This window comes from Pseudobacillus badius, from assembly GCF_002189605.1.
GTDB classification, from domain to species: Bacteria; Bacillota; Bacilli; order Bacillales; family Domibacillaceae; genus Pseudobacillus; species Pseudobacillus badius.
Genome location: NZ_MWMM01000005.1, coordinates 17,066 through 35,935 on the forward strand (window position 1 = coordinate 17,066; position 18,870 = coordinate 35,935).

The 18,870-nt window shown below is 44.5% G+C and carries 20 protein-coding genes; 17 read left to right on the plus strand and 3 right to left on the minus strand.

Features of this window, described 5'->3' with window-relative positions; all coding sequences use genetic code 11:
* The first annotated feature begins 182 nt into the window (after positions 1 to 182).
* The gene (locus B1A98_RS10715; RefSeq protein WP_063385907.1) at positions 183 to 686 is read left to right on the plus strand and encodes a hypothetical protein; all 504 of its coding nucleotides are present in this window, start codon (positions 183 to 185) and stop codon (positions 684 to 686) included.
* 281 nt (positions 687 to 967) lie between these two features.
* Here the strand turns inward: B1A98_RS10715 and B1A98_RS10720 are convergent, their stop codons facing one another.
* Positions 968 to 1,384, minus strand: coding sequence for an Lrp/AsnC family transcriptional regulator (locus B1A98_RS10720; RefSeq protein WP_063385908.1), 417 nt, complete (start codon positions 1,382 to 1,384; stop codon positions 968 to 970).
* 140 nt (positions 1,385 to 1,524) lie between these two features.
* On the opposite strand from B1A98_RS10720, the gene B1A98_RS10725 reads away from it, so the two are divergent.
* The gene (locus tag B1A98_RS10725) at positions 1,525 to 2,109 is read left to right on the plus strand and encodes a DJ-1/PfpI family protein (protein ID WP_063385909.1); all 585 of its coding nucleotides are present in this window, start codon (positions 1,525 to 1,527) and stop codon (positions 2,107 to 2,109) included.
* A 39-nt stretch (positions 2,110 to 2,148) separates the two neighbouring features.
* Here the strand turns inward: B1A98_RS10725 and B1A98_RS10730 are convergent, their stop codons facing one another.
* Positions 2,149 to 2,592 (minus strand): AraC family transcriptional regulator, encoded by a 444-nt coding sequence (locus B1A98_RS10730; RefSeq protein WP_305954912.1) that lies wholly within the window; start codon positions 2,590 to 2,592, stop codon positions 2,149 to 2,151.
* 374 nt (positions 2,593 to 2,966) lie between these two features.
* Between B1A98_RS10730 and B1A98_RS10735 the strand changes: the two genes are divergently transcribed.
* From B1A98_RS10735 to B1A98_RS10745, 3 genes are all read left to right on the plus strand, one after another.
* A complete protein-coding gene (locus B1A98_RS10735) occupies positions 2,967 to 3,248 on the plus strand; it encodes a hypothetical protein (protein WP_125474393.1) in 282 nt (93 codons plus the stop codon).
* Positions 3,249 to 3,367: 119 nt separating this feature from the next.
* Entirely contained in the window at positions 3,368 to 3,802 is a 435-nt protein-coding gene (locus tag B1A98_RS10740; RefSeq protein ID WP_063385912.1) for a MerR family transcriptional regulator, read from the plus strand.
* A complete protein-coding gene (locus B1A98_RS10745; protein ID WP_063385913.1) occupies positions 3,792 to 4,142 on the plus strand; it encodes a DUF4260 domain-containing protein in 351 nt (116 codons plus the stop codon). Before B1A98_RS10740 ends, B1A98_RS10745 begins: the two co-directional genes overlap by 11 nt.
* Before the next feature lie 119 nt (positions 4,143 to 4,261).
* On the opposite strand, the gene B1A98_RS10750 is transcribed toward B1A98_RS10745, so the two are convergent.
* On the minus strand, positions 4,262 to 4,801 hold the full coding sequence (locus tag B1A98_RS10750) for a 2,4'-dihydroxyacetophenone dioxygenase family protein (RefSeq protein WP_063385914.1): 540 nt from the start codon (positions 4,799 to 4,801) through the stop codon (positions 4,262 to 4,264).
* Between the two features lie 155 nt (positions 4,802 to 4,956).
* Between B1A98_RS10750 and B1A98_RS10755 the strand changes: the two genes are divergently transcribed.
* The 12 genes from B1A98_RS10755 (at position 4,957) to B1A98_RS10810 (ending at position 18,764) form a co-directional block, all read left to right on the plus strand.
* Entirely contained in the window at positions 4,957 to 7,656 is a 2,700-nt protein-coding gene (locus B1A98_RS10755; RefSeq protein WP_125474394.1) for an AfsR/SARP family transcriptional regulator, read from the plus strand.
* A 53-nt stretch (positions 7,657 to 7,709) separates the two neighbouring features.
* Positions 7,710 to 8,507 (plus strand): SDR family NAD(P)-dependent oxidoreductase, encoded by a 798-nt coding sequence (locus tag B1A98_RS10760; protein WP_158286030.1) that lies wholly within the window; start codon positions 7,710 to 7,712, stop codon positions 8,505 to 8,507.
* A 306-nt stretch (positions 8,508 to 8,813) separates the two neighbouring features.
* On the plus strand, positions 8,814 to 9,401 hold the full coding sequence (locus B1A98_RS10765; RefSeq protein WP_063385916.1) for a DNA-3-methyladenine glycosylase I: 588 nt from the start codon (positions 8,814 to 8,816) through the stop codon (positions 9,399 to 9,401).
* 23 nt (positions 9,402 to 9,424) lie between these two features.
* Positions 9,425 to 10,579 (plus strand): winged helix-turn-helix domain-containing protein, encoded by a 1,155-nt coding sequence (locus tag B1A98_RS10770; protein ID WP_063385917.1) that lies wholly within the window; start codon positions 9,425 to 9,427, stop codon positions 10,577 to 10,579.
* Positions 10,580 to 10,713: 134 nt separating this feature from the next.
* A complete protein-coding gene (locus B1A98_RS10775) occupies positions 10,714 to 12,000 on the plus strand; it encodes an MFS transporter (protein WP_063386016.1) in 1,287 nt (428 codons plus the stop codon).
* A 71-nt stretch (positions 12,001 to 12,071) separates the two neighbouring features.
* The gene (locus B1A98_RS10780; RefSeq protein WP_063385918.1) at positions 12,072 to 12,845 is read left to right on the plus strand and encodes a GNAT family N-acetyltransferase; all 774 of its coding nucleotides are present in this window, start codon (positions 12,072 to 12,074) and stop codon (positions 12,843 to 12,845) included.
* Positions 12,846 to 13,308: 463 nt separating this feature from the next.
* Positions 13,309 to 14,316 (plus strand): S8 family serine peptidase, encoded by a 1,008-nt coding sequence (locus B1A98_RS10785; RefSeq protein ID WP_082821836.1) that lies wholly within the window; start codon positions 13,309 to 13,311, stop codon positions 14,314 to 14,316.
* Between the two features lie 15 nt (positions 14,317 to 14,331).
* Positions 14,332 to 15,147 (plus strand): SAR2788 family putative toxin, encoded by an 816-nt coding sequence (locus B1A98_RS10790; protein WP_063385919.1) that lies wholly within the window; start codon positions 14,332 to 14,334, stop codon positions 15,145 to 15,147.
* Between the two features lie 126 nt (positions 15,148 to 15,273).
* Positions 15,274 to 15,732, plus strand: coding sequence for a hypothetical protein (locus B1A98_RS10795; protein WP_063385920.1), 459 nt, complete (start codon positions 15,274 to 15,276; stop codon positions 15,730 to 15,732).
* Positions 15,733 to 15,869: 137 nt separating this feature from the next.
* Positions 15,870 to 16,313: a hypothetical protein gene (locus B1A98_RS10800; protein WP_063385921.1), complete on the plus strand. Its 444-nt coding sequence runs from the start codon at positions 15,870 to 15,872 to the stop codon at positions 16,311 to 16,313.
* A 28-nt stretch (positions 16,314 to 16,341) separates the two neighbouring features.
* Complete coding sequence (locus B1A98_RS10805) at positions 16,342 to 17,049, plus strand: SDR family oxidoreductase (protein ID WP_063385922.1); 708 nt, start codon at positions 16,342 to 16,344, stop codon at positions 17,047 to 17,049.
* Positions 17,050 to 17,237: 188 nt separating this feature from the next.
* Positions 17,238 to 18,764, plus strand: a complete 1,527-nt coding sequence (locus tag B1A98_RS10810) for an MDR family MFS transporter (protein WP_063385923.1) — start codon at positions 17,238 to 17,240, stop codon at positions 18,762 to 18,764.
* The last annotated feature ends 106 nt before the right edge of the window (positions 18,765 to 18,870 follow it).

Here is an 18,870-nt window from a genome sequence, read left to right on the forward strand (position 1 = left end):
CTAACGCCTCGGCGGCTGCTGTTTTCTGTTCTATTATGCGAGTTTTTGTTACCTTAAATCCAGATTCTTTCATTTGGATAGCGAATCAATTTTATTCTTAATAGGGGGCACATTCTCTAGCAGATGCTTAAGAAGTAAGCTCTCGTCAGCTCAAGAACCGCCATAAATAGGAGGGTTAAAATATGATATGGGATAAATTACTGCGCTTCCAGAAAAAGAATAGTGAAGCAGAAGCAATCGTAGAGGTATTTTTTCTTGATCCTTCGGAAGATAAATGGGAGCGTGAAAATATCAACGAAGATCAATTAGATTTTTCACTAGAAAGTTTAAAGCTAATTGATGAGTTTATCCAACACATCATATCTACAGAATACTATAAGCGCTTTGTTATGACCTATTCCTCTCGAATCGGCACCTATGTGGGCGAGGTCATTCGCAGAAAAACGGGTTCCTTATACGATTGGTATGAGTATGTTGATTTAATTCTTGTTCTCAGCGAGGAAGAATTAGAGTCCCATAGCCGTTTCTACGATGTATATACCTATCAGGAATTACTCTATAGTCGAAAAACGAAAGAAACGTTAATGCCCTTATATGTGGCTTTTCAAATGATCATTCAAGAACCCGCTAACTATCAGAGCATGTACCAATATGCGGATGAAGTGATTCAAAAACAAAAGCTTTGAACAAGCAATGTGTTGATTTATGAAGTGCCTGCTTGTCTTGTCAGCTGCTGAATAATCAGGTTGTCTTAAAAAGTAATTTTGATTGCCAGCCATGTCGCCAGAAGATGAATCGCCTATTCAATCTTATGGTTTGTTTTATACATTACTAATTGGGAGCTTCACTGTTTTAATGTGGTACGGGCTGGGAAGCCTTAGCAAATGGGATATTAGTTAGCTGTCGGGACCGATTTTCCATGGGAAGCGAAAATCGGTCTTTTTTAGGATGAAAAGTCCAAACCGGTTTATAGAACCTTGTTTTGATGTTCAGATAGGACAATGTTTGTAGACGGTGTTCCGTACGGCATGGATTGATCGATAAAGTGTTCCAGCGTTTCCACCGACTGCGTGGCCACCTTGGCGATATAGCTGATTTCGCCGGCTACCCGGTAGCATTCAAGAACATCAGGGTGGTTATAGCAAAATTGCGCCAGTTTTTTGCAGTCACTTGATTTAAAGAGAACAAGCGCGACAATCGGGCGGTCGAGTTTTTTTAAATCGAATGACGCTTGATAGCCTGTAATAATTTGCTGGTCTTCTAATTTTTTAATCCGCTCAGCTGCAGCCGGCGGAGATAAGTGTACCTGGGCAGCAATTTCTTTTGTGGTGCTTTTGGCATTATGCTCAAGCTGTTTTAAGATTTCATAATCAATGTGATCCATAGTTTCTCCTTATTAAATAAAGTGCTTATATGAATTATCCATAAAAACAAAAGTAAATTCAACGAAAGACGATCTATATGTTATTCAGCGGGCGATAAAAATTCATTACACTTAAGTCAAAAGGTGAGGAGGAATTTTCTATGAAAAAGATCTTATTGCTGCTGGCCGATGGTTTTGAGGCCTATGAGGCCAGTGTATTTACAGACGTGCTTGGCTGGAACCAATTAGAGGGGGATGGCTCGACGAGGGTTATTTCAGCGGGGCTTCGCCCGCAGCTGCAGGCGACATGGAACTTCAAAGTCACACCGGAAAAGCTATTGGAAGAGATTGATTTACATGAGTTCGATGCCTTAGCGATTCCGGGCGGATTTGAAGAAGCCAATTTTTATGAGGATGCTTTCAGCGAAGCATTCCAAGCTGTGATCCAGCATTTCGATAGCTATAAAAAGCCAATTGCCTCCATTTGTGTAGCTTCCTTGGCTCTCGCCCACAGCGGCATATTGCATAATCGCCGGGCAACCACCTATAGCCACCCGGAAAGCAAACGGCTGGGGCAGCTGGCGTCATACGGCGTTCAAATTTCACATGATCGGATTGTTGCAGACGGCCATGTGATTACTTCATCGAATCCCGGCACAGCCTTGGAGGTGGCCTTTATGCTTCTCGAAATGCTCACTTCCAAAGAAAATGCAGAGAAAATCAAAGAGTTAATGGGGTGTTCATGAGTACGTAGCCGCTGCTGCCATAGTCAAAAGAAAAGCTCACTATTTTAGCGGCACGCAAATTTCACAATCATGATTGGACAGCATCTGTTCCCTATATCTCTCAAACACGGGGCGACGGTCGATCTGATAACCGCGGTTGGACAGATCAGCAAAAATGGCGCCCCATGCTTGTTGAATGGCCTCCGCTGTGTGCTTCACTTGGTAAATCGCATACTTGCCGCCGGGAAGCTCGCTTTCGGCAACGAAACCGTCTGTTGGCTCATTGTCCGCAAGAACCAGGCCCGCATCGTAACGGCAGCTTTCAGGAGGAGTAGTTTCAGGATCATCATATGACACTCCCAGGACGATGGAGGCTGGGGAAAGCAGGTTTTTTGCCGCCGCCCATTCCTTTAGTTTTCGCATTGTCTGCTCGTTGGCGGAGCCGTATGGACCCACTTGACGGATGCAGGCCATGCGGTACCTTGGGAGAATCTCAATCTTCATGTTCATCTTTCCTCTACCTTTCTTTTTTTTCTATTCGCTACCTGCCAAATGCTACCACCATATAAAAATAGAATCACTGATTTTTTTAAAAATTAGGAATGTATCATTCTTCTTTACTGGCAAGGGAGGTCTAGCGCACGTTTTTGCATTTGATCAAAGCACCGGTCATTTTGTGGTTTAAATTGGAATATTTGGTTGGTTATTTCTTTTTTTGTTATAGTAAAAGAAAGGATATTTTGGCAAACGCTCATTGAGATGGATCCAAACAAAAGGAGAAACGACTATTGAAAAAGCTATTCTGTTTATTATTGTTCGCAGTGTCTGTTCTAACAGCTTGCTATTCATCCGCGTTAAGCTTCAGTGAAGTCGAAAGTGTGCCAAGTGACGTGCAGCAGTCTATCCATTCAGATTATAGACTTCAATTAATAAATGACGGTGAGAATAGGTCTTACCTTGTTTTTCATTCAAAAGGAAAAGCTACTGCGGATATGGAAGCGCAAGGCGACACAATAACTATCAAGCTAGAAGAGGCTAATCAGCCAGATGGCGCAATTGAACAGCACGTTTATAAATTAACGAAAGATCCGGAACATGAAGTGATCGATGTGCACATTAATGGAGAGTCTGCATCGATCGATAACGTGACTGGCTTATAAACAGAGGAGGATGTATGCCATTGCTTGTTGAAGGCAAGAAAGCCGCGTGAAAAAGGTATATTCATCCTGCTTGACCTTGGAGTTTACTCCAATGTTATGGTTAGTGCGGGGGGATGAAGATGCGGATTAAAGAGTTTGCGAATAAATATCAACTACAGGCGGATACCCTTCGCTATTATGAGAAACAGGGGCTGCTTCAGCCGAACAGGCGGGAGAATGGCTACCGCGAGTATGATGAAAAGTGTGAAAAGCAGTTGCAGCTTCTGATTGTGCTCAAGCAGCTAGGGTTTACTTTGAAAGAGGTTCAGCAGCTGATCACGTTGAACGACCAACCTGTATCAGCTGAATGCAATGAGGCAGCGGTTGAATTATTTGCACAAAAGTTAAGGGCGCTTGAAGAGAAAATTCAGTTTTATCAGCTGGCACTGAATACGCTGCAAACAGTGAAAGAACTAGTAAGCGGCGGAAAGTATCAAGAAAATGAGGCAGTTATAGAAGAAATGGTGCTGAACATGTTTAAAAATAGCCGCGGGAGAGGAAATAATGATGATTAAGCCGTTTATTCGTTTGGAAAATGGTCTCGGTTTTGCTGCTTGTCTTTATGTTTATGTACAGCTCGGTTTTCCGCTGTGGCTATTTTTTCTTTTGCTGCTGGCTCCGGATATCACGATGATCGGCTATCTATTGAATACACGAACAGGGGCCCTTCTATACAATTGGGGGCACAGCTTTGTTCTGCCTCTTCTTTTGGCAGCGGGATACATGTATGCTTCAAACGAGTATTTATTAATGATTTCAATTATTTGGGCCGCTCATATATGTGTGGACCGGCTGTTAGGCTATGGATTAAAATATCACGATTCTTTTAAAATCACCCATTTGCAAAGAGTATAATGGCGGTTCATCTGAATCATCTATCTATTACAAAAAAGCCGATGCTCTGCAGTTGAGCACCGGTTTTTGCTTTAGTATTTAACGCTGTCGAAATAAATCCAGGCAGCAGTTAGCAGCGGTTAGTTATCGTGCATTTCTGTGGTTCCAAATGTGTAGTCTACAATGGTTGTGTGCTTCAACGCGTTATTTTCTCTAGCCATGTAATAATGAAGCCGGGCATCGGCCATCACGGCCAGTTGACCGTCATCGTCATATCCGCCAATCGGACCGTGAGAAATAGCAAGCATTATGCAGCCTTCAGGAGAGGTAAAAGGTTCGTGAACATTACCCGCTGCCTCGCATGTATAATAGCCTGGGTGTCCTTTATCTTCACCTTCCTCGTAATAAAAACTGCCTTCAAGAATGAAAGCTTCTGTATTATGGAGGTGCCAATGAACAGAAGCTTTCGTGCCGGGATCGACTTTTAAAAGCAAGGTAAAGTTGCCGGAGACAAGATCACAAAATAATAGCTTAAACTGCGTTCCGGGCATTAACCAGTCTGTCCATGGCATCCAGTCAGGGTTGATGAAATCAAGTCGATCTCCCTTTGGCGTATTCCCTGGGCTTTTCATCCAAAAAGTAGGTGAGAAATGTTTGATTGGATTAGATTGTTTAGCCATGCATAATTGCCTCCTTAAAAGTGAATGGATATTTTTTCATGCAAATCACACCTTTACTGTAAGCCTCCTACCTTACTGCAACCTTACTGAAGTTGAGAGAAGAAATTTTTTGCTATATAATATCAGAAAATTCTAAACAGACAGGGGTGTAATAATTGACTATACGATCTATGAGAATGCCGCAAACTGAGAGTTTAATGGATAGAAAACAATTGTTTTCCCTTCTTTTATCACGTCCGCATAAAAAAATAGCAACAGTAGTAGCAGGAGCAGGGTATGGGAAGACGTCGTTACTGACCGCGTTTTTCCATAAATATCCTATGCTCGGAGGATGGGTGACACTCACGCAGCCCGTCTATACCTTTGATCAACTAGCTGGACTTCTCCCTTCTGTGACCGGAAAAGAACCGTTTTGGATCGTCGTGGATCAATCTGAAAACCTAAAGCTTGATGAACCGGAAACAAGCCGCTTGGTCGCATGGGTCGAACAACTCCCCTTCTCTGTGACACTCGTATTATCCGGCCGTAAAATTCCCAAAAAACTTCCGGTCAGCCGTTGGAAAGTGAGGGGATTAGCCGTTGCCATTGACCAAAAAAATTTAGCTTTCACACTGGAAGAAACAAGCCAACTGCTGGACACAGTGTATAAAATTAACTTAACTAGCCAGGAAGTTCGCCATTTGCTAACGGTTTTAGAAGGCTGGCCCGCTGGACTGATGTTATTTAATGAGGCAGTAACGGGGGCGAATTTAGATTCGGGGCTGAAACATTTTTTAAACAGATTTTACTTAAATGAAGATGTTCATCAGTATGTAGCAAGCGAAGTAATGGCTGATTTGCCTGCTGATGTACAGACATTTCTGCTGCATGCTTCCTTGTTTCGTGAGCTGGATGAAGGATTGTTAAGCTTATATAAGCCTGATTGGCCGATTCGCGATTATATAGAAAATATCCGCCATATTCAACCATTCTTATTAGTGGATGAGCCAGGTCGTTTTCGGATACATGAATTGTTTAGAAGACTTTTTTATCAATTGGCTGAACGGGAATGGGGAGGAGAAAAGGTTAAGCATCGTCATGGTGAACTAGCCATTTTATGCCGGGCGAATTATCGGTTTTTTGAGGCCATATTACAAGCTTTAGCAGCCGGTAACGACCGGCTGGTGGCAGGGATTATGAAAGATATAGCTGAACGCTATGAGCCGGAAGAATTTCTGCGATTAATTGATGGTTGGCTTGAGCAGCTTTCTCCTTCCCTTCATCTATCCAGAACGAGCTTATTATTGTTTCGCTGCATACCTGTGGAACTGGCAAAGCAGCTTATAGCACCTCTTGAATTAATTGCCCATCGATACAAAAATGAAGTTTCACCTGGTTATGCGGACTTGTACCATCGCCTAGCAACGATCTACTTTTACCAGGGAGAACTAACAAAAGCGGTTCAGCTTTATGAAGCAAGCCTGGAGTTATCTTATAAAAATGAAGATGAGCCGATGGCAGCGCTGAACACAAGCTTACTGGCACAAATGTATCGTTTCATGAATGACACTGAAAAAGCATTTGTTCTTTCCCGCCGGGCACTGGCTAAGGCGGAGGCGCACGGATTTAAGCAAGTGCAGATGCATGCGCTTTGGAATGCAGCAGAACTGCTGATAGAAAAGGGGCATTTGGAGAAAGCCCGCCGTTTGGCTGAACAGTCCATTCATGTAGCGAGGGAGTGTGATGAGTCCTCGATTATTTATCCGTTGTGTACCATCAGCAGCTATTTTCGTGCGAAGGGGGAACTGGAGGAGGCTCTCCAATGGGCACATAAGGCGCTGGAACAAGCTGATGGCCTCGGAATTCGACCGGATCGGGGGTGGGCAAGTGCAGCCGTGGCTCTGTGTTATCAAGAGCTTGGCAACTTAAGGGAAGCGAGGAGATTGATGGAGGAAGCTGCACGGCTCTTTAAGGGATTTCGTCATCACTCTTGTATTATTCAAAAGAAATTGACTTTGATTTTATCTAAACAGGGTCATATGGAAGAAGCCTATGCCCTCCAGAAAGAAGTAGATAGCATAGCAAGAGAATCCTCCTATACATGGCTTCAAAAGAAAGAAAAGATAGACAATAAGCCGTTGCTCAGTCTGCAAATGCTGGGTCCATTGTCCATCCGGCTGGGAGAGGAACCTATTCAAATCAAACGGAAATCCAGTCTGAGGCTTCTGCTCCTTCTTGCCTCGGGCAGCAAAAGAAGATGGTCAAGGGATGAATTAATCGGACGGCTGTTCCCTGAAGAAACGGAGGAGGCCGCCTCCAATCAATTTTATGTAGGGCTGTCTACCTTGCGCAAGCTACTGGAACCGGATCTGAAAAAAGGGAGGAATTCCAGGTTCATTGCTTATGACGGCTCTCATTATTATTTTCGCTTTGAAGAAGTAAAGATAGATGTTGAAGAACTAAAGCAGCTGCTCCTTTATCCATACAGTCCAGAAGTGTTTGCTCAGGCTAGCCGCCTTTATAAGGGCGATCTGTTACATGAATACCTGTATGAAGAATGGCTGGAGGAAAGCCGTGCCATGATTCGCAAGCAATACTTAAAAGCGCTGGAGAAGTGGGCTGCACAATGTCAAGAGGAGGGGAAAATAAAGGAGGCTGCTGAGATATTAGAAGTCATGGTCGCATTAGAGCCTTATGAGGAAAGCTTTCAAATGCATTATGTACGCCTCTTGCTTAAAAACGGTAAGCTTGGCAAAGCGCGCAAATCAGCTGATAACGCCATTATGCTGATGGAAAAGGAACTGGGCTTAAGCATGAAGGAGGAATTTAATCAATTATTTTATCTTCAAGAATATAAATCTGTAAGGCTGGAGTAAGCGTCTCCGGATAACATGAAAGCGTTACCATGTTAAGCGAAGGAGAGATAAATATGGCAAAGATGACTGGCCAAACGGCACTTGTAACTGGATCAGCCAACGGAATCGGCAAAGCAATAGCTAAAAAACTTGCAAGTGAAGGTGCTTATGTATGGATCACGGATATTGATGAAGAAGCAGGAAACCAGGCAGTCCAGGAAATCGTTGAATCTAGTGGAAAGGCAAGCTTTCTGCGGCTGGATGTCCGGTCTGCCCAAGAAGTGGCCGCTGCTATCCGGCAAATCTATACGGAAACCGGGCGGATGGACATTCTCGTCAATAATGCAGGTATTTCGGGGAATCTAGTTCCTGTTGATCAAATGAGCGATGATGAGTGGAAAGTTTTGCTGGATATTCATGTGAACGGCTCGTTTTATTGTCTCAGAGAAGCAGCCCGTTACATGAAGAAGCAAGGATACGGCCGAATTATTAATATGTCGTCACTGGCCTCAGAAACAGCTCTTCGAGGATTTGTTCATTATGCTACGGCTAAATACGCACTGGTTGGTTTAACCGAGAGCAGTGCTAAAGATTTGGCTCCCTATGGAATTACTGTGAATGTCTTGAAGCCGGGCATTATTCGCTCGGCATTAACAGGAGGGGTGTTGCAGGCGGCAGAAGAGCGGCTGGCTCGTTCTACGCCAGTTAGAAGCATCGGTTCAGCGGAGGATGTAGCCATGGCAGCCGCTTTTCTTGCTTCACCGGATAGCCGCTTTCTTACAGGTATTTCTATTGTTGTAGATGGAGGTTTCCGTTTAGTGAGTGAGATGGATAAGGTGACGGGAGAAATGATAGCAGCTATGCAAGCTTAATAGTTTTCTGGCTTTGCAGGAACATTGGCAGTGCGGTGTGAAGAAAATCAATATGGATCTATTACAAAAAAGCGGGTGCTCTGCAGTTGAGTACCCGCTTTTTTTTATGAGGCAGCCATTGCTTCATTTGAGGGATGAATGACTACCCAATCATTGGTAAAATCAAAAGAGGAGGTGCAATGGTCATGAGGCTTCATCGATTAGTTGTTCTCCACATGATTGCAGTCTGATAGAAACGGTGAATCATTGTATAATCATGATAGAAAAGGAAAAATATACTTTTTATTGGCAGGAGGCAGAGGGGAAATGAGTAAAAGATGTGCATGGGTGACGAAGGAGCCGCTTTACATCGACTACCATGACCGGGAGTGGGGTGTGCCGGTTTATGGTGACCGCAAGCTGTTTGAAATGCTCTGTTTAGAAGGGGCGCAGGCAGGACTTAGCTGGTGGACGATTTTGCAAAAAAGGGAAAATTATCGAAAGGCTTTTGATCACTTTGAAGCAGAGAAGATTGTGAAGTATACGGACGAGAAATTGCAGCTTCTTATAGAAGATAAGGGAATTGTCCGGAATAAACTGAAAATCAAAAGTGTGGTGACGAATGCCAAGGCCTTCTTGAACATTCGGGAACAATATGGCTCATTTGCTCAGTATATTTGGGGATTCGTGGATCATGAGCCGATCATTAACCAATGGACATCAGAAAAAGAAGTCCCTGCTTTCAATGCGCTTAGCGATCAGATGAGCAAGCAATTAAAAAAAGCCGGCTTTTCGTTCGTGGGCAGTACGATCTGTTATTCTTACATGCAGGCGGTAGGAATGATTAATGACCATACGATCGAATGCTTTTGTCATCCTTCTCATCAAAGGCAGGAATCATCGACCAGTCTTTAAAAAGGAGAGGGGAGGACAAGATCATGACTCAACTGCAGTTTATGCTGACAGATTATACGGTCAAACTCGGCAGTGAGCAGATTTCTTTATTAAGGAAGGAATACTATTTGCTGCAGTACTTATATGAACATGCCAACCAGGCTTTTTCCCGGGAACAGCTTTTAAACGCTGTCTGGCCTCTTGAAGCGCCCTCCGAACGAACGGTCGATGATCATATTTACCGGTTAAGAAAGAAGCTCAAACGGTGGGATGGGGAGCTGACGATTGAGACGATTAAAGGGTTCGGCTATCAACTGGTTTGTGAAAAGCCGCATCACAAGGTTTTGCCGGTAATGAAAGATCAGGAGTTTCGGCAATTGCTGGAAAGCGTCCTTAAAAAATATCATCTTTACGGCCAGGGAGACTCTATTGCTGCTTTTATCAGCGAAAAGAACATAGGGTTTGAGATTCCGGCTGCATATGAGATTATCCTGGCTTATATGAAGGGTGATTTTTGGTGGTTTATCCGCGAAAACAAGTACCCTATGACAGATAAACTTTTCTTTTTAATTCATATTTTTCAAACACTTTCCAAGGATTACACCCGGTCAATCGTGTATATCCAGCACGGCATTAAGCGGGATGTTTTCCCGAAGCACCATCGATATGAAGCGGAAACGATTGGCCTGCTGCTGGCGTACACAGCGAACCGTGAATTTGAGAAGGCCACTCAATATGTGGATGATTTTATCAACCAGCGCACTCCGGAAATTACAAAGCCTGACCATGGTTTCTATCCTTTTTTACAAAATATAAGGCTGCTGATCGCCATTGGTCGGGAGCGTTTCGATGAGTTTGCGGAGATTTGCGCGCAAATGGAGAGATTTTACCTGGAAAAGCCTTATCAGCGCGAGCTGGGGATTTTTACAATAATCAAAGGCGCCTGTCAGGTCCGCAATCACGAGGCGGAGCAGGGAATAGCGGAGATTGAGCGGGGCTTTGACATTGTGAAACGCACACACTTCAAGTCTCACCTATTTCCGGCGCTGGACATGGCAATGCTCTTATTGGCGCCTGATTTCTCGAATACTATAGTGTACGAAAAGTTAAAGGAGAGACGGGAACAGCTTGAACAGGAATATCATCCTGCTGAACTTCTTTCACAAGTGCGGGCAATTTTGGATCAATATTTAGCTTGAGAGTGAAATCGGCCAATGGCGGAAATGAAAATGAAGAAGGAGATTTGATGCTCCTCTGACATTGGTTCTTTATCATGTGGATAAAAGAGGAGGTGATTCAGCCTCCTTTGTTCATATGAGAAAGGATGAGAGCCATGTCTGGCCTAAAGGAAGCCAGCCCTTCTATCTGGAAAAATGGCATGTTTGTGAGGATGTTTGCGGCATACTCCGTGTCGATCATGGGCAATTATTTTGACATGATGGCGCTTATGATTTTATTTGGTTACGTCTGGAAGGCAGAGCCAATGCTGATCGCCTTGATTCCGGTGGCTATTGCCCTGCCGCAAGCTCTGCTCAGTCAATTTACCGGTGTTTTGGCAGATAAAGTGGATAAAGTGAAGCTTATGATGGTCTCTGATTTGCTGACAGCTCTGTTGACGCTTCTTCTGCTGGCGGCGCTTCACCCCAGATGGGCGCTCTTTATTATCGCTATGCGTTCTGTTGCCAATGTTGTTCATTTCCCGGCCCAGCAAGGCTTGATTAAGCAGGTGGTGGCAGAAGAACATTTATTAAAAGCTGTTTCTTTGAATGGAATGGTCATGCAGCTGTCAAAGATTATCGCCCCTTTGCTCGGCGGGCTGATCGTAAGCGCAGCCTCCCCGCAAGTATGTATTCTAATGAATGCGGCTGCTTTTTCGCTGTCTGCCTTGATTTTGCTGAATATGTTAAAGCAAAAGCGGCTTGAATCGTCCCGTTCCCTTCCGGAGGAGCCAGTGCCAGGCGAACAGAAACTGACATTTTGGCAATCTTGGAGACAGGGCTGGGCCGTTATTGCCCAAAGCCGTATTCTTTGGATCAGCTTTCTTACTTCCTCTGTAGGGATTCTTTTTATTCAAATGATTGATGTGCAATATACCACTTGGCTGCGGGAAACTGCTCCCGACCGGCCTGAAATCATGGGCTGGCTTTTCGCAGCTTCCGGCTTCGGTGCAGTTGTCATGATGATGTTTTTAAATCGATTTGAAAGGTTGCGGGGATACGGCTGGCTGTTGGGCGGAAGCCTCGTGTGCATCGGTGCAGGCTTTGGAGGGGTCGGGCTTTTGCGAAGCGGCTTCTCGGTCCCGCTGCTGCTCGTATACGGAACGATTCTTGGGATCGGTGTTGCCTTGTACTCGATTGGTTTTCCATACATTATCCAGAAGCATACATCCCCTGACACGGTGAGCCGCGTCTCCGGCATCAGCAATTCGATTGCAAGCCTATGTGTAGTCGTGGCTCCGCCTATCGGAGGCCTGCTCGTTCAGATGCTCGGGGCCGGCCCAGTATTTGTAAGCGTAGGCGCTTTGTGTACCGCTATCGGGATTCTGGCTATTGTTTTCCAAAAGCTATTGTGGAGGGAAGCGGCAGCTGATTTTCATACACGGCTTGATCAGCCTTCGTAATACCGGAAGAAAAAACGCATTTCGTGAAAAGATCAAGTTCATCATATAATCAATCGAAGGGAATACAGACGATGATTTCTTTAGAGGTGTCCCAGTATGCAAAGATGGAACCGATGCCCTGCTATGTACCGCTTTTTGTTCATGGTGTGCTCAATCAAACCATTCCCGGAACCGTATACACCGATGAGGATAGCCAGCAAGCTTTTCTCATCGGGACACAGTCGGGCTTATTTTTTGTCATGGGCAATCCGGCTCGCCGGGCTTTTAACCAAGCCCTGTTAAGCCTGTACCGCGACCGGATCAGACGGGGGGACAGATTTACTTTATTCTCCCCTTCTGTCCGATGGGATCAGGCAATAGCAGCCGTATTTAACAAGGAAGTAATCAAGGTCAGCAGGTATTCCTTTACGTTCAATCAGGACACATACTTGCAGATGAGCCGGATATTTCCCGAGAAATTTGTGAAGCAAAAGATAAATGAACCCCTTATCCGCCAGTCTGTGAATTTTAACGAGAACTATTACGATCAATATTGGGGGTCAGCTGCAAATTTTCTTGAGAAAGGCTTCGGTTATTGCCTGCTTCATAACGGCCGCATTGTGAGCGAGTGCACCTCGATCTTTAAGGCCAATCAATGGGCTGAAATCGATATTGCGACAGCCAGTGAATGGAGGGGAAAGGGCTTAGCCTTACCGGCCGCCCAGGCATTTATCGATCATTGTATCGACCATCAGATGATCCCGCGCTGGGAATGTAATATTCATCATTCAGCTTCCATTAAACTGGGGAATAAACTAGGGTTTGAAGATCCAAGGGAGTATTCCATCTTTGTGAAAGCCAGGTGATACAGGTTAAACGTGCCGCTGTTGCCGGCAGCAGTTCAGCTTATAAATATAGTATAGAATTTGAGATCCTCGCTAGTGCCTGAGGATCTTTTTTTCTTTTCAGCCACTCAGCTCCGGGGAACTAACCATAATAAATGCCATTATGTGAGGAAGTGACGGCAGCAGCCATTCTGCGTATGCCCATGCCGCCCTTTATGAAAGAGTATTTTCAACGTATATCTAACGCCAACTTCCTTGCTCTCCCTTTATCTTCGGGGGCAGCTGCTAAATAGCTATTCAGCTTCTAGGAGGGAAGTAGCTTATGCAAGCTGGACGAATGATCTAATAGATAAATCTATGAAGCAGTATCTGTAAGGAAAATGTATTATTTTACTTATTTTATCTTGAAAGGAAATAAATTCATGTGCTATCTTTATTTGGGTTTTGAGGCATGAACGTTTAGCGTGTATAGATCTATTTGCCGATGACCAAATTCAACGGACTGAATGGAGAGATTGATATAAAGAGGGCAATCGTTTTAGCAGCTTTTACGCTTACTTTGGCAGCAGCCTATTATTTCATCTCGAAAGATCGCACAGAGAGTGCCGGTTCCAAAGAATTGGTTGTGATTTCCGAGACAGATGCGGAAGATATCGATGTCTCTAAACGCGAGTACTCAAGTTGGGCTTATAGAGCGTTAATGGACGGTTTTACATTAAAAAAAGACATAGATTACAGTTTGAAAATTGCTATTTTAGATAGCGGGATTGACGGAGCGCATCCTGATTTAGCCGGCCGAGTTAAGAAGGAATACAATGCGCTGGATGACGGTGCCGGCGTAAGAGACGAATTTGGCCATGGAACAGCTGTCGCCGGAGTGATAGCGGCCAGCCACAATGATGCAGGGATTAAAGGAATGAATCCGTTAGCGGATATTTATTCAGTAAAAGTATCAAACGACAAGGGGGTGAGTGAAGTTGCTTCACTAGTAAAAGGGATTGAATGGTGCGTGAAAGAAAAGGTTGATCTTATGAATATTAGCCTGGGACTATCCCGCAATAGTGAAGAATTAGAAAGAGCCGTAAATCAAGCGATCGATGCGGGCATAGTCATCGTGGCCGCTGCGGGCAATAATTATATGACGGGGACTGACTATCCTGCTCAGTATCCGAAGGTCCTCTCTGTCAATGCGGTCACACATGATTACGCTGCGGATGAGGCTTATGCCGGGTATGGAAAAATAGATGCAGCAGCACCGGGGGAGTCCATTTTGACCACTGTTCCTGGAGGCGGCTATAAGGTGTTTTCGGGAACCTCTATGGCAGCAGCCTACACAACCGGAATGGTGTCCTTAATTATGTCGGAGAATAAATCCAGTTTAAGGTTGATGAACGGCGAGTCAAGGGTCGATGAAACGTTCTCTTTATTAAAGCGCAAGGCGATCCCGCTCGGAGATGAAAAGTCTTATGGGATGGGGTTTATAAAATATTGATTGGGGGAGGAAACAGTGAAAAAAGCAGGCAGTTTATTTTTAATTCTTGTCTTCACATTCTTTAGTGTATTTTGCTCTTCTGTAGACACGACTCATGCAGCAGCCAATGGGGACATGCAAGTTCAGAAATTGAAGCAGCGAGGTTTTAAAAGTCCTAAGTTTCATAAAGACGCAAAAAAGACTCAATTCAAAGCTCAAAAGCAGCACAAGAATGTAGAGTATGATGTGGTGGCTACGATGAATGAGGATACGAAGGATGTGGTTCTTGAAGTAGAAAGTACAGAGAAGAGCCAGCCGGAAGTTTATCAGGTAGATATCCATGAAGCGGATGGCGACTTATTAGTAGCTACGTTTACTGATAAAGCGACAGGGAAGAAATATGAGGTAGACAATACAAAAGCAAAATCAAATTTTGCTTTTGTCATTCCTATCGGGATCGTCATAGGAGAAGCCCTTGTTGCCCACCTGTTGGCGGCGTCATTGGCGATTGTTGTAGCGGGCGTCACTTATGTGGCTGCTACTGAAATTGCTTCTAAATTAAGAAAAGAGAAGCGGTATGAGCATTATGCAGCTACTCTGAATAAAGCAAAGACAGGGATGTATATCGGTCCTTCTTTAACTTATAAGCAAGCCAAGTCTAAATTAAAGAAGGGTGACGTGTGGTCAATCTCTAAGAGCTTAGCAAGAAAGGTTGCTCAAGGAGCAGGAGGAAACAGAATTCCGATCGGTCCGGAAATTCATAATAAAGATAAAAACGGAAAAGTGAAAAGCGGAAAATATTATTACCATTACCACACCTACAATAGAGCAGGCGGGCACTCCTTTTATTAAAGCATGATGGCAATCTTTATAGGGGGCAGCCATTAAAATGTTGTCATCACATTGTATTATAAATATAGTGTGGTGACTTTTTCTTATGAATGAGGCATTTATATTTTTAAAAGGGAGGTTCTTTCTATGAAGGATGATGATAACGCTTATGAAGATGTGCTTAATAAATACAAAAAATCAGAAACAAGGAAAGAGTATAGTTTATCGGAAATTGTCGGCATATTAAAAAACGAATTTGGCATGGCGGAGTTCAATAAAAAAGAAGTGTCAGATTTAAAAAGAGATGAATGCGTCAGCTTTAAGGATATTCAATATTGTTTGTATACAGAAGATAAGGAAGCTTTACAAAGGCTCCAAGTCGAACAAGATGCCGGCATAGAGGAGCCGGAAAAGGAGCTATATAGAAATGAGAAAGAGTTTGCGAGAGCTATAATGTATTACAAAATACAAAAGGGCGATCGAATAAATGTGATTTTGGAAGGAAAAAAAGACCGCCTGGCAAATTATACAGTACAGGGAGAATCGGAATATATATATAAACTCTTAGATTTGCTTAGAGGAGCGGAAGAAGAGTTTGGACTGTAAGGAGGAATTGGCAGTTTTAGCTTTTTGGCTCTGTTAGTCGTTAATGTTGATTGGATAAGTGTCCATGTGCTGGGACGAACGACGCGGCTTTGATCGAGCCTGATTGTTGATTAATAGCTAAGGAATGGGTGAAAAAAATGACGCAATTCTACTATCTATCTGCCAAACAGCCTTTAGATACAGGTACGTTCGGCGAGGTGAAGAAGCTGTCCAACAAAGGAAACTATACGTTTGAGACAGCTGTTGATGAAGCATCCATCACTATTGAAAAGCTCCAGGACGGCACCGTTCCGAATTTGTCTTACCCTTATCAATATGAGGTTATGGCGCATTTGGGCGATTTTGGAGTGAATAAGGACCACATCAATGAACTTGATAGAAAGTGTCTGCAAACGTTATTCCATTATTTAAAAGCGGCGCTGGACAAAAGCTTTATACTGGAGTTTTACACAGCGTGGGCAGGGGAAGAGGAACTAGAGGCGGCAGAGGTGAAGGAGCTAACGATGGATGAGTTAGCTGCTCCTGACCAATTAAAGCTGAAAAACAGGAGCAAGCTCGTTATCTACCGTCAGAGATACTAGTCATAAAGCTGCAAAGGAGGCATTGGAGATGAATGGATTACAAGGAAAGACAGCTATTATCACAGGAGCGAGCAGCGGAATCGGCCTGGCCATTGCTAAAGAACTGGCAGGTGAAGGGGTCAACGTCGTTTTGGCGGCCCGCCGTGCAGAACAGCTGGAAGAGTTGGCAAGTGAAATAAATCAAATGGGAACAGCCAAGGCCCTTGCTGTTCAAACAGACATGACAAATAAGGCGGACGTGGAGCAGCTGGTCCAAAAAGCAAAAGCTGCCTTTGAACATGTGGATATCTTTGTGAACAATGCCGGCCAAATGCTTTCAGCGACCGTTCGTTCAGGGAAAGTGGAGGAATGGGAGCAAATGATTGATGTGAATATTAAAGGGGTGCTGTATGGCATTCATGCGGTGCTGCCGTCCATGCTTGAGCGGTCGAGCGGCCATATCATTAACATTGCTTCCGTCTCGGGGCTCGAAGTAACAAAGATGAGCACCGTCTACAGTGCCACTAAATATGCTGTCCGCGCCATTTCCGCAGGGCTGGAAAAAGAGCTGGCCCGGACTGGCGTTCGTGTAACGAATATTTCTCCCGGCATGGTCGACACACCTTTAAGCAGTGCCAGCGGCCGGAGCAATGACCGCAAAAAGCTGGAAGCCGCTGATATTGCTAAAGCAGTCGCCTATGCAGCTGCCCAGCCGGATTACGTCAATGTCAACGAAATTACTGTCCGTCCGGTTTAAAACAGAATCACTGAAAGCATGAACAGAAAAACGGCTGACCATTCGCCAATGGGCCAGCCGTTTTTTCCTTGCTGCCGGGATGCGGGTATCAGTCCCTGTTAAGAACGATAAAAGAAGATAAAAAATAGTATTTCCGGCCATTCTTTTAGTGGTACAATATCATTCAAAACCATGTTTGGAGGTGCAGGATGGTTAATGAAGACAGCAACTTAAAGTTTGTCGTGGCAGGCCTTCTTCTCGGCATTTTGATGGCAGCGATGGATAATACAATTGTGGCGACTGCTATGGGCACGATTGTAGCTGATTTGGGCGGATTCGAAAAATTTGTCTGGGTAACATCAGCTTATATGGTTACTGTTATGGCCGGAATGCCTATTTTCGGGAAGCTGTCTGATATGTACGGCCGGAAGCGCTTTTTTATTTTTGGATTAGCGATCTTTTTGATCGGCTCCGCTCTATGCGGCATCGCCCAGAGTATGGAGCAGCTGATTATTTACCGTGCTATTCAGGGAGTTGGCGGGGGAGCGTTGATGCCGATTGCGTTCACGATTGTGTTCGATATTTTCCCGCCCGAGAAACGCGGGAAAATGACCGGATTGCTCGGCGCCGTGTTTGGGACGTCCAGTGTGCTGGGACCGCTGTTAGGTGCATATATTACCGATTGGTTCAGCTGGCATTGGGTTTTCTACATTAATGTGCCGATTGGGCTGGTTTCCGTCTTTTTCATTATTAAATATTATCACGAGTCTACTCAGCACCAAAAGCAGCGCATTGACTGGGCTGGAGCGATTACGCTTGTAGCCGCTGTAGTCTGCCTCATGTTTGCTCTTGAGCTGGGAGGCAAGGAGTATTCATGGAGCTCCATGCAGATTCTCGGTTTATTTGCCGGGTTTTTAGTCTTTTTTATTAGCTTTTTATGGGCAGAAACAAAGGCGCAGGAGCCGATTATTTCATTTTGGATGTTTAAACGGCGGCTGTTTGCTACGTCGCAGATTCTTGCCTTCTTATATGGCGGCACATTCATTATTCTAGCTGTATTTATCCCGATTTTTGTGCAGGCGGTTTACGGAGGCTCGGCAAAGAATGCAGGCTTGATTTTAACGCCGATGATGCTTGGTTCTGTTGCCGGCAGTGCGATGGGCGGGATTTTTCAAACGAAAACGAGCTATCGGAATTTAATGGTCATTTCTGTTATTTCTTATTTCATCGGCATGTTCTTGCTTGGAAATATGACTCCCGACACGGCGCGCTGGACATTGACGATTTACATGATCATCGCCGGCTTCGGCATGGGCTTCTCTTTTTCCTTGCTGCCGACGGCATCCATTCACAATTTGGACCCGCGTTACCGGGGGTCAGCCAATTCAACCAATTCTTTTTTGCGTTCATTAGGCATGACGCTTGGAGTAACGATCTTTGGAATTATCCAGCAAAATGTGTTTACGGACAAATTGGCCGACGCATTTAAGGGAATGGGCGGAGGCGCCCAGGCTGGCGGTCCGGGCTTTGAAATGAAGGACCCGCAGCAGCTGTTTGAAGCCGGTCAGCGTGCCAATATTCCGGAATTTATTTTGGATAAAATTGTTTTGGCCATGTCGGATTCCATTGCGTTCATTTTCATGCTAGCTCTCATTCCTATTGCTTTGTCTGCCATAACCATTTTGTTCATGGGGAATGAGCGGGTGGAGATCAACAAGGAAATCAAAAAAGCGTAAAGAAAGCCAGGACTTATTGTCCGGCTTTTTTTTGCGGCTTCTCTTTTTTGAATTCGTCCGCTTTTTCGCTACAATGAAAGAAAATAGTGAAGAAATGAGGCGGCTG

Excerpts from the sequence above, each read along its gene's own strand:
- B1A98_RS10775 (WP_063386016.1), top strand. The coding sequence starts at position 10,714 with ATGTCTGGCCTAAAGGAAGCCAGCCCTTCTATCTGGAAAAATGGCATG.
- B1A98_RS10745 (WP_063385913.1), top strand. The coding sequence starts at position 3,792 with ATGATGATTAAGCCGTTTATTCGTTTGGAAAATGGTCTCGGTTTTGCT.
- B1A98_RS10770 (WP_063385917.1), top strand. The coding sequence starts at position 9,425 with ATGACTCAACTGCAGTTTATGCTGACAGATTATACGGTCAAACTCGGC.
- B1A98_RS10740 (WP_063385912.1), top strand. The coding sequence starts at position 3,368 with ATGCGGATTAAAGAGTTTGCGAATAAATATCAACTACAGGCGGATACC.
- B1A98_RS10795 (WP_063385920.1), top strand. The coding sequence starts at position 15,274 with ATGAAGGATGATGATAACGCTTATGAAGATGTGCTTAATAAATACAAA.
- B1A98_RS10725 (WP_063385909.1), top strand. The coding sequence starts at position 1,525 with ATGAAAAAGATCTTATTGCTGCTGGCCGATGGTTTTGAGGCCTATGAG.
- B1A98_RS10730 (WP_305954912.1), bottom strand. The coding sequence starts at position 2,592 with ATGAAGATTGAGATTCTCCCAAGGTACCGCATGGCCTGCATCCGTCAA.
- B1A98_RS10760 (WP_158286030.1), top strand. The coding sequence starts at position 7,710 with ATGGCAAAGATGACTGGCCAAACGGCACTTGTAACTGGATCAGCCAAC.
- B1A98_RS10805 (WP_063385922.1), top strand. The coding sequence starts at position 16,342 with ATGAATGGATTACAAGGAAAGACAGCTATTATCACAGGAGCGAGCAGC.
- B1A98_RS10810 (WP_063385923.1), top strand. The coding sequence starts at position 17,238 with ATGGTTAATGAAGACAGCAACTTAAAGTTTGTCGTGGCAGGCCTTCTT.
- B1A98_RS10720 (WP_063385908.1), bottom strand. The coding sequence starts at position 1,384 with ATGGATCACATTGATTATGAAATCTTAAAACAGCTTGAGCATAATGCC.
- B1A98_RS10750 (WP_063385914.1), bottom strand. The coding sequence starts at position 4,801 with ATGGCTAAACAATCTAATCCAATCAAACATTTCTCACCTACTTTTTGG.
- B1A98_RS10800 (WP_063385921.1), top strand. The coding sequence starts at position 15,870 with ATGACGCAATTCTACTATCTATCTGCCAAACAGCCTTTAGATACAGGT.
- B1A98_RS10785 (WP_082821836.1), top strand. The coding sequence starts at position 13,309 with ATGACCAAATTCAACGGACTGAATGGAGAGATTGATATAAAGAGGGCA.
- B1A98_RS10765 (WP_063385916.1), top strand. The coding sequence starts at position 8,814 with ATGAGTAAAAGATGTGCATGGGTGACGAAGGAGCCGCTTTACATCGAC.
- B1A98_RS10715 (WP_063385907.1), top strand. The coding sequence starts at position 183 with ATGATATGGGATAAATTACTGCGCTTCCAGAAAAAGAATAGTGAAGCA.
- B1A98_RS10780 (WP_063385918.1), top strand. The coding sequence starts at position 12,072 with ATGATTTCTTTAGAGGTGTCCCAGTATGCAAAGATGGAACCGATGCCC.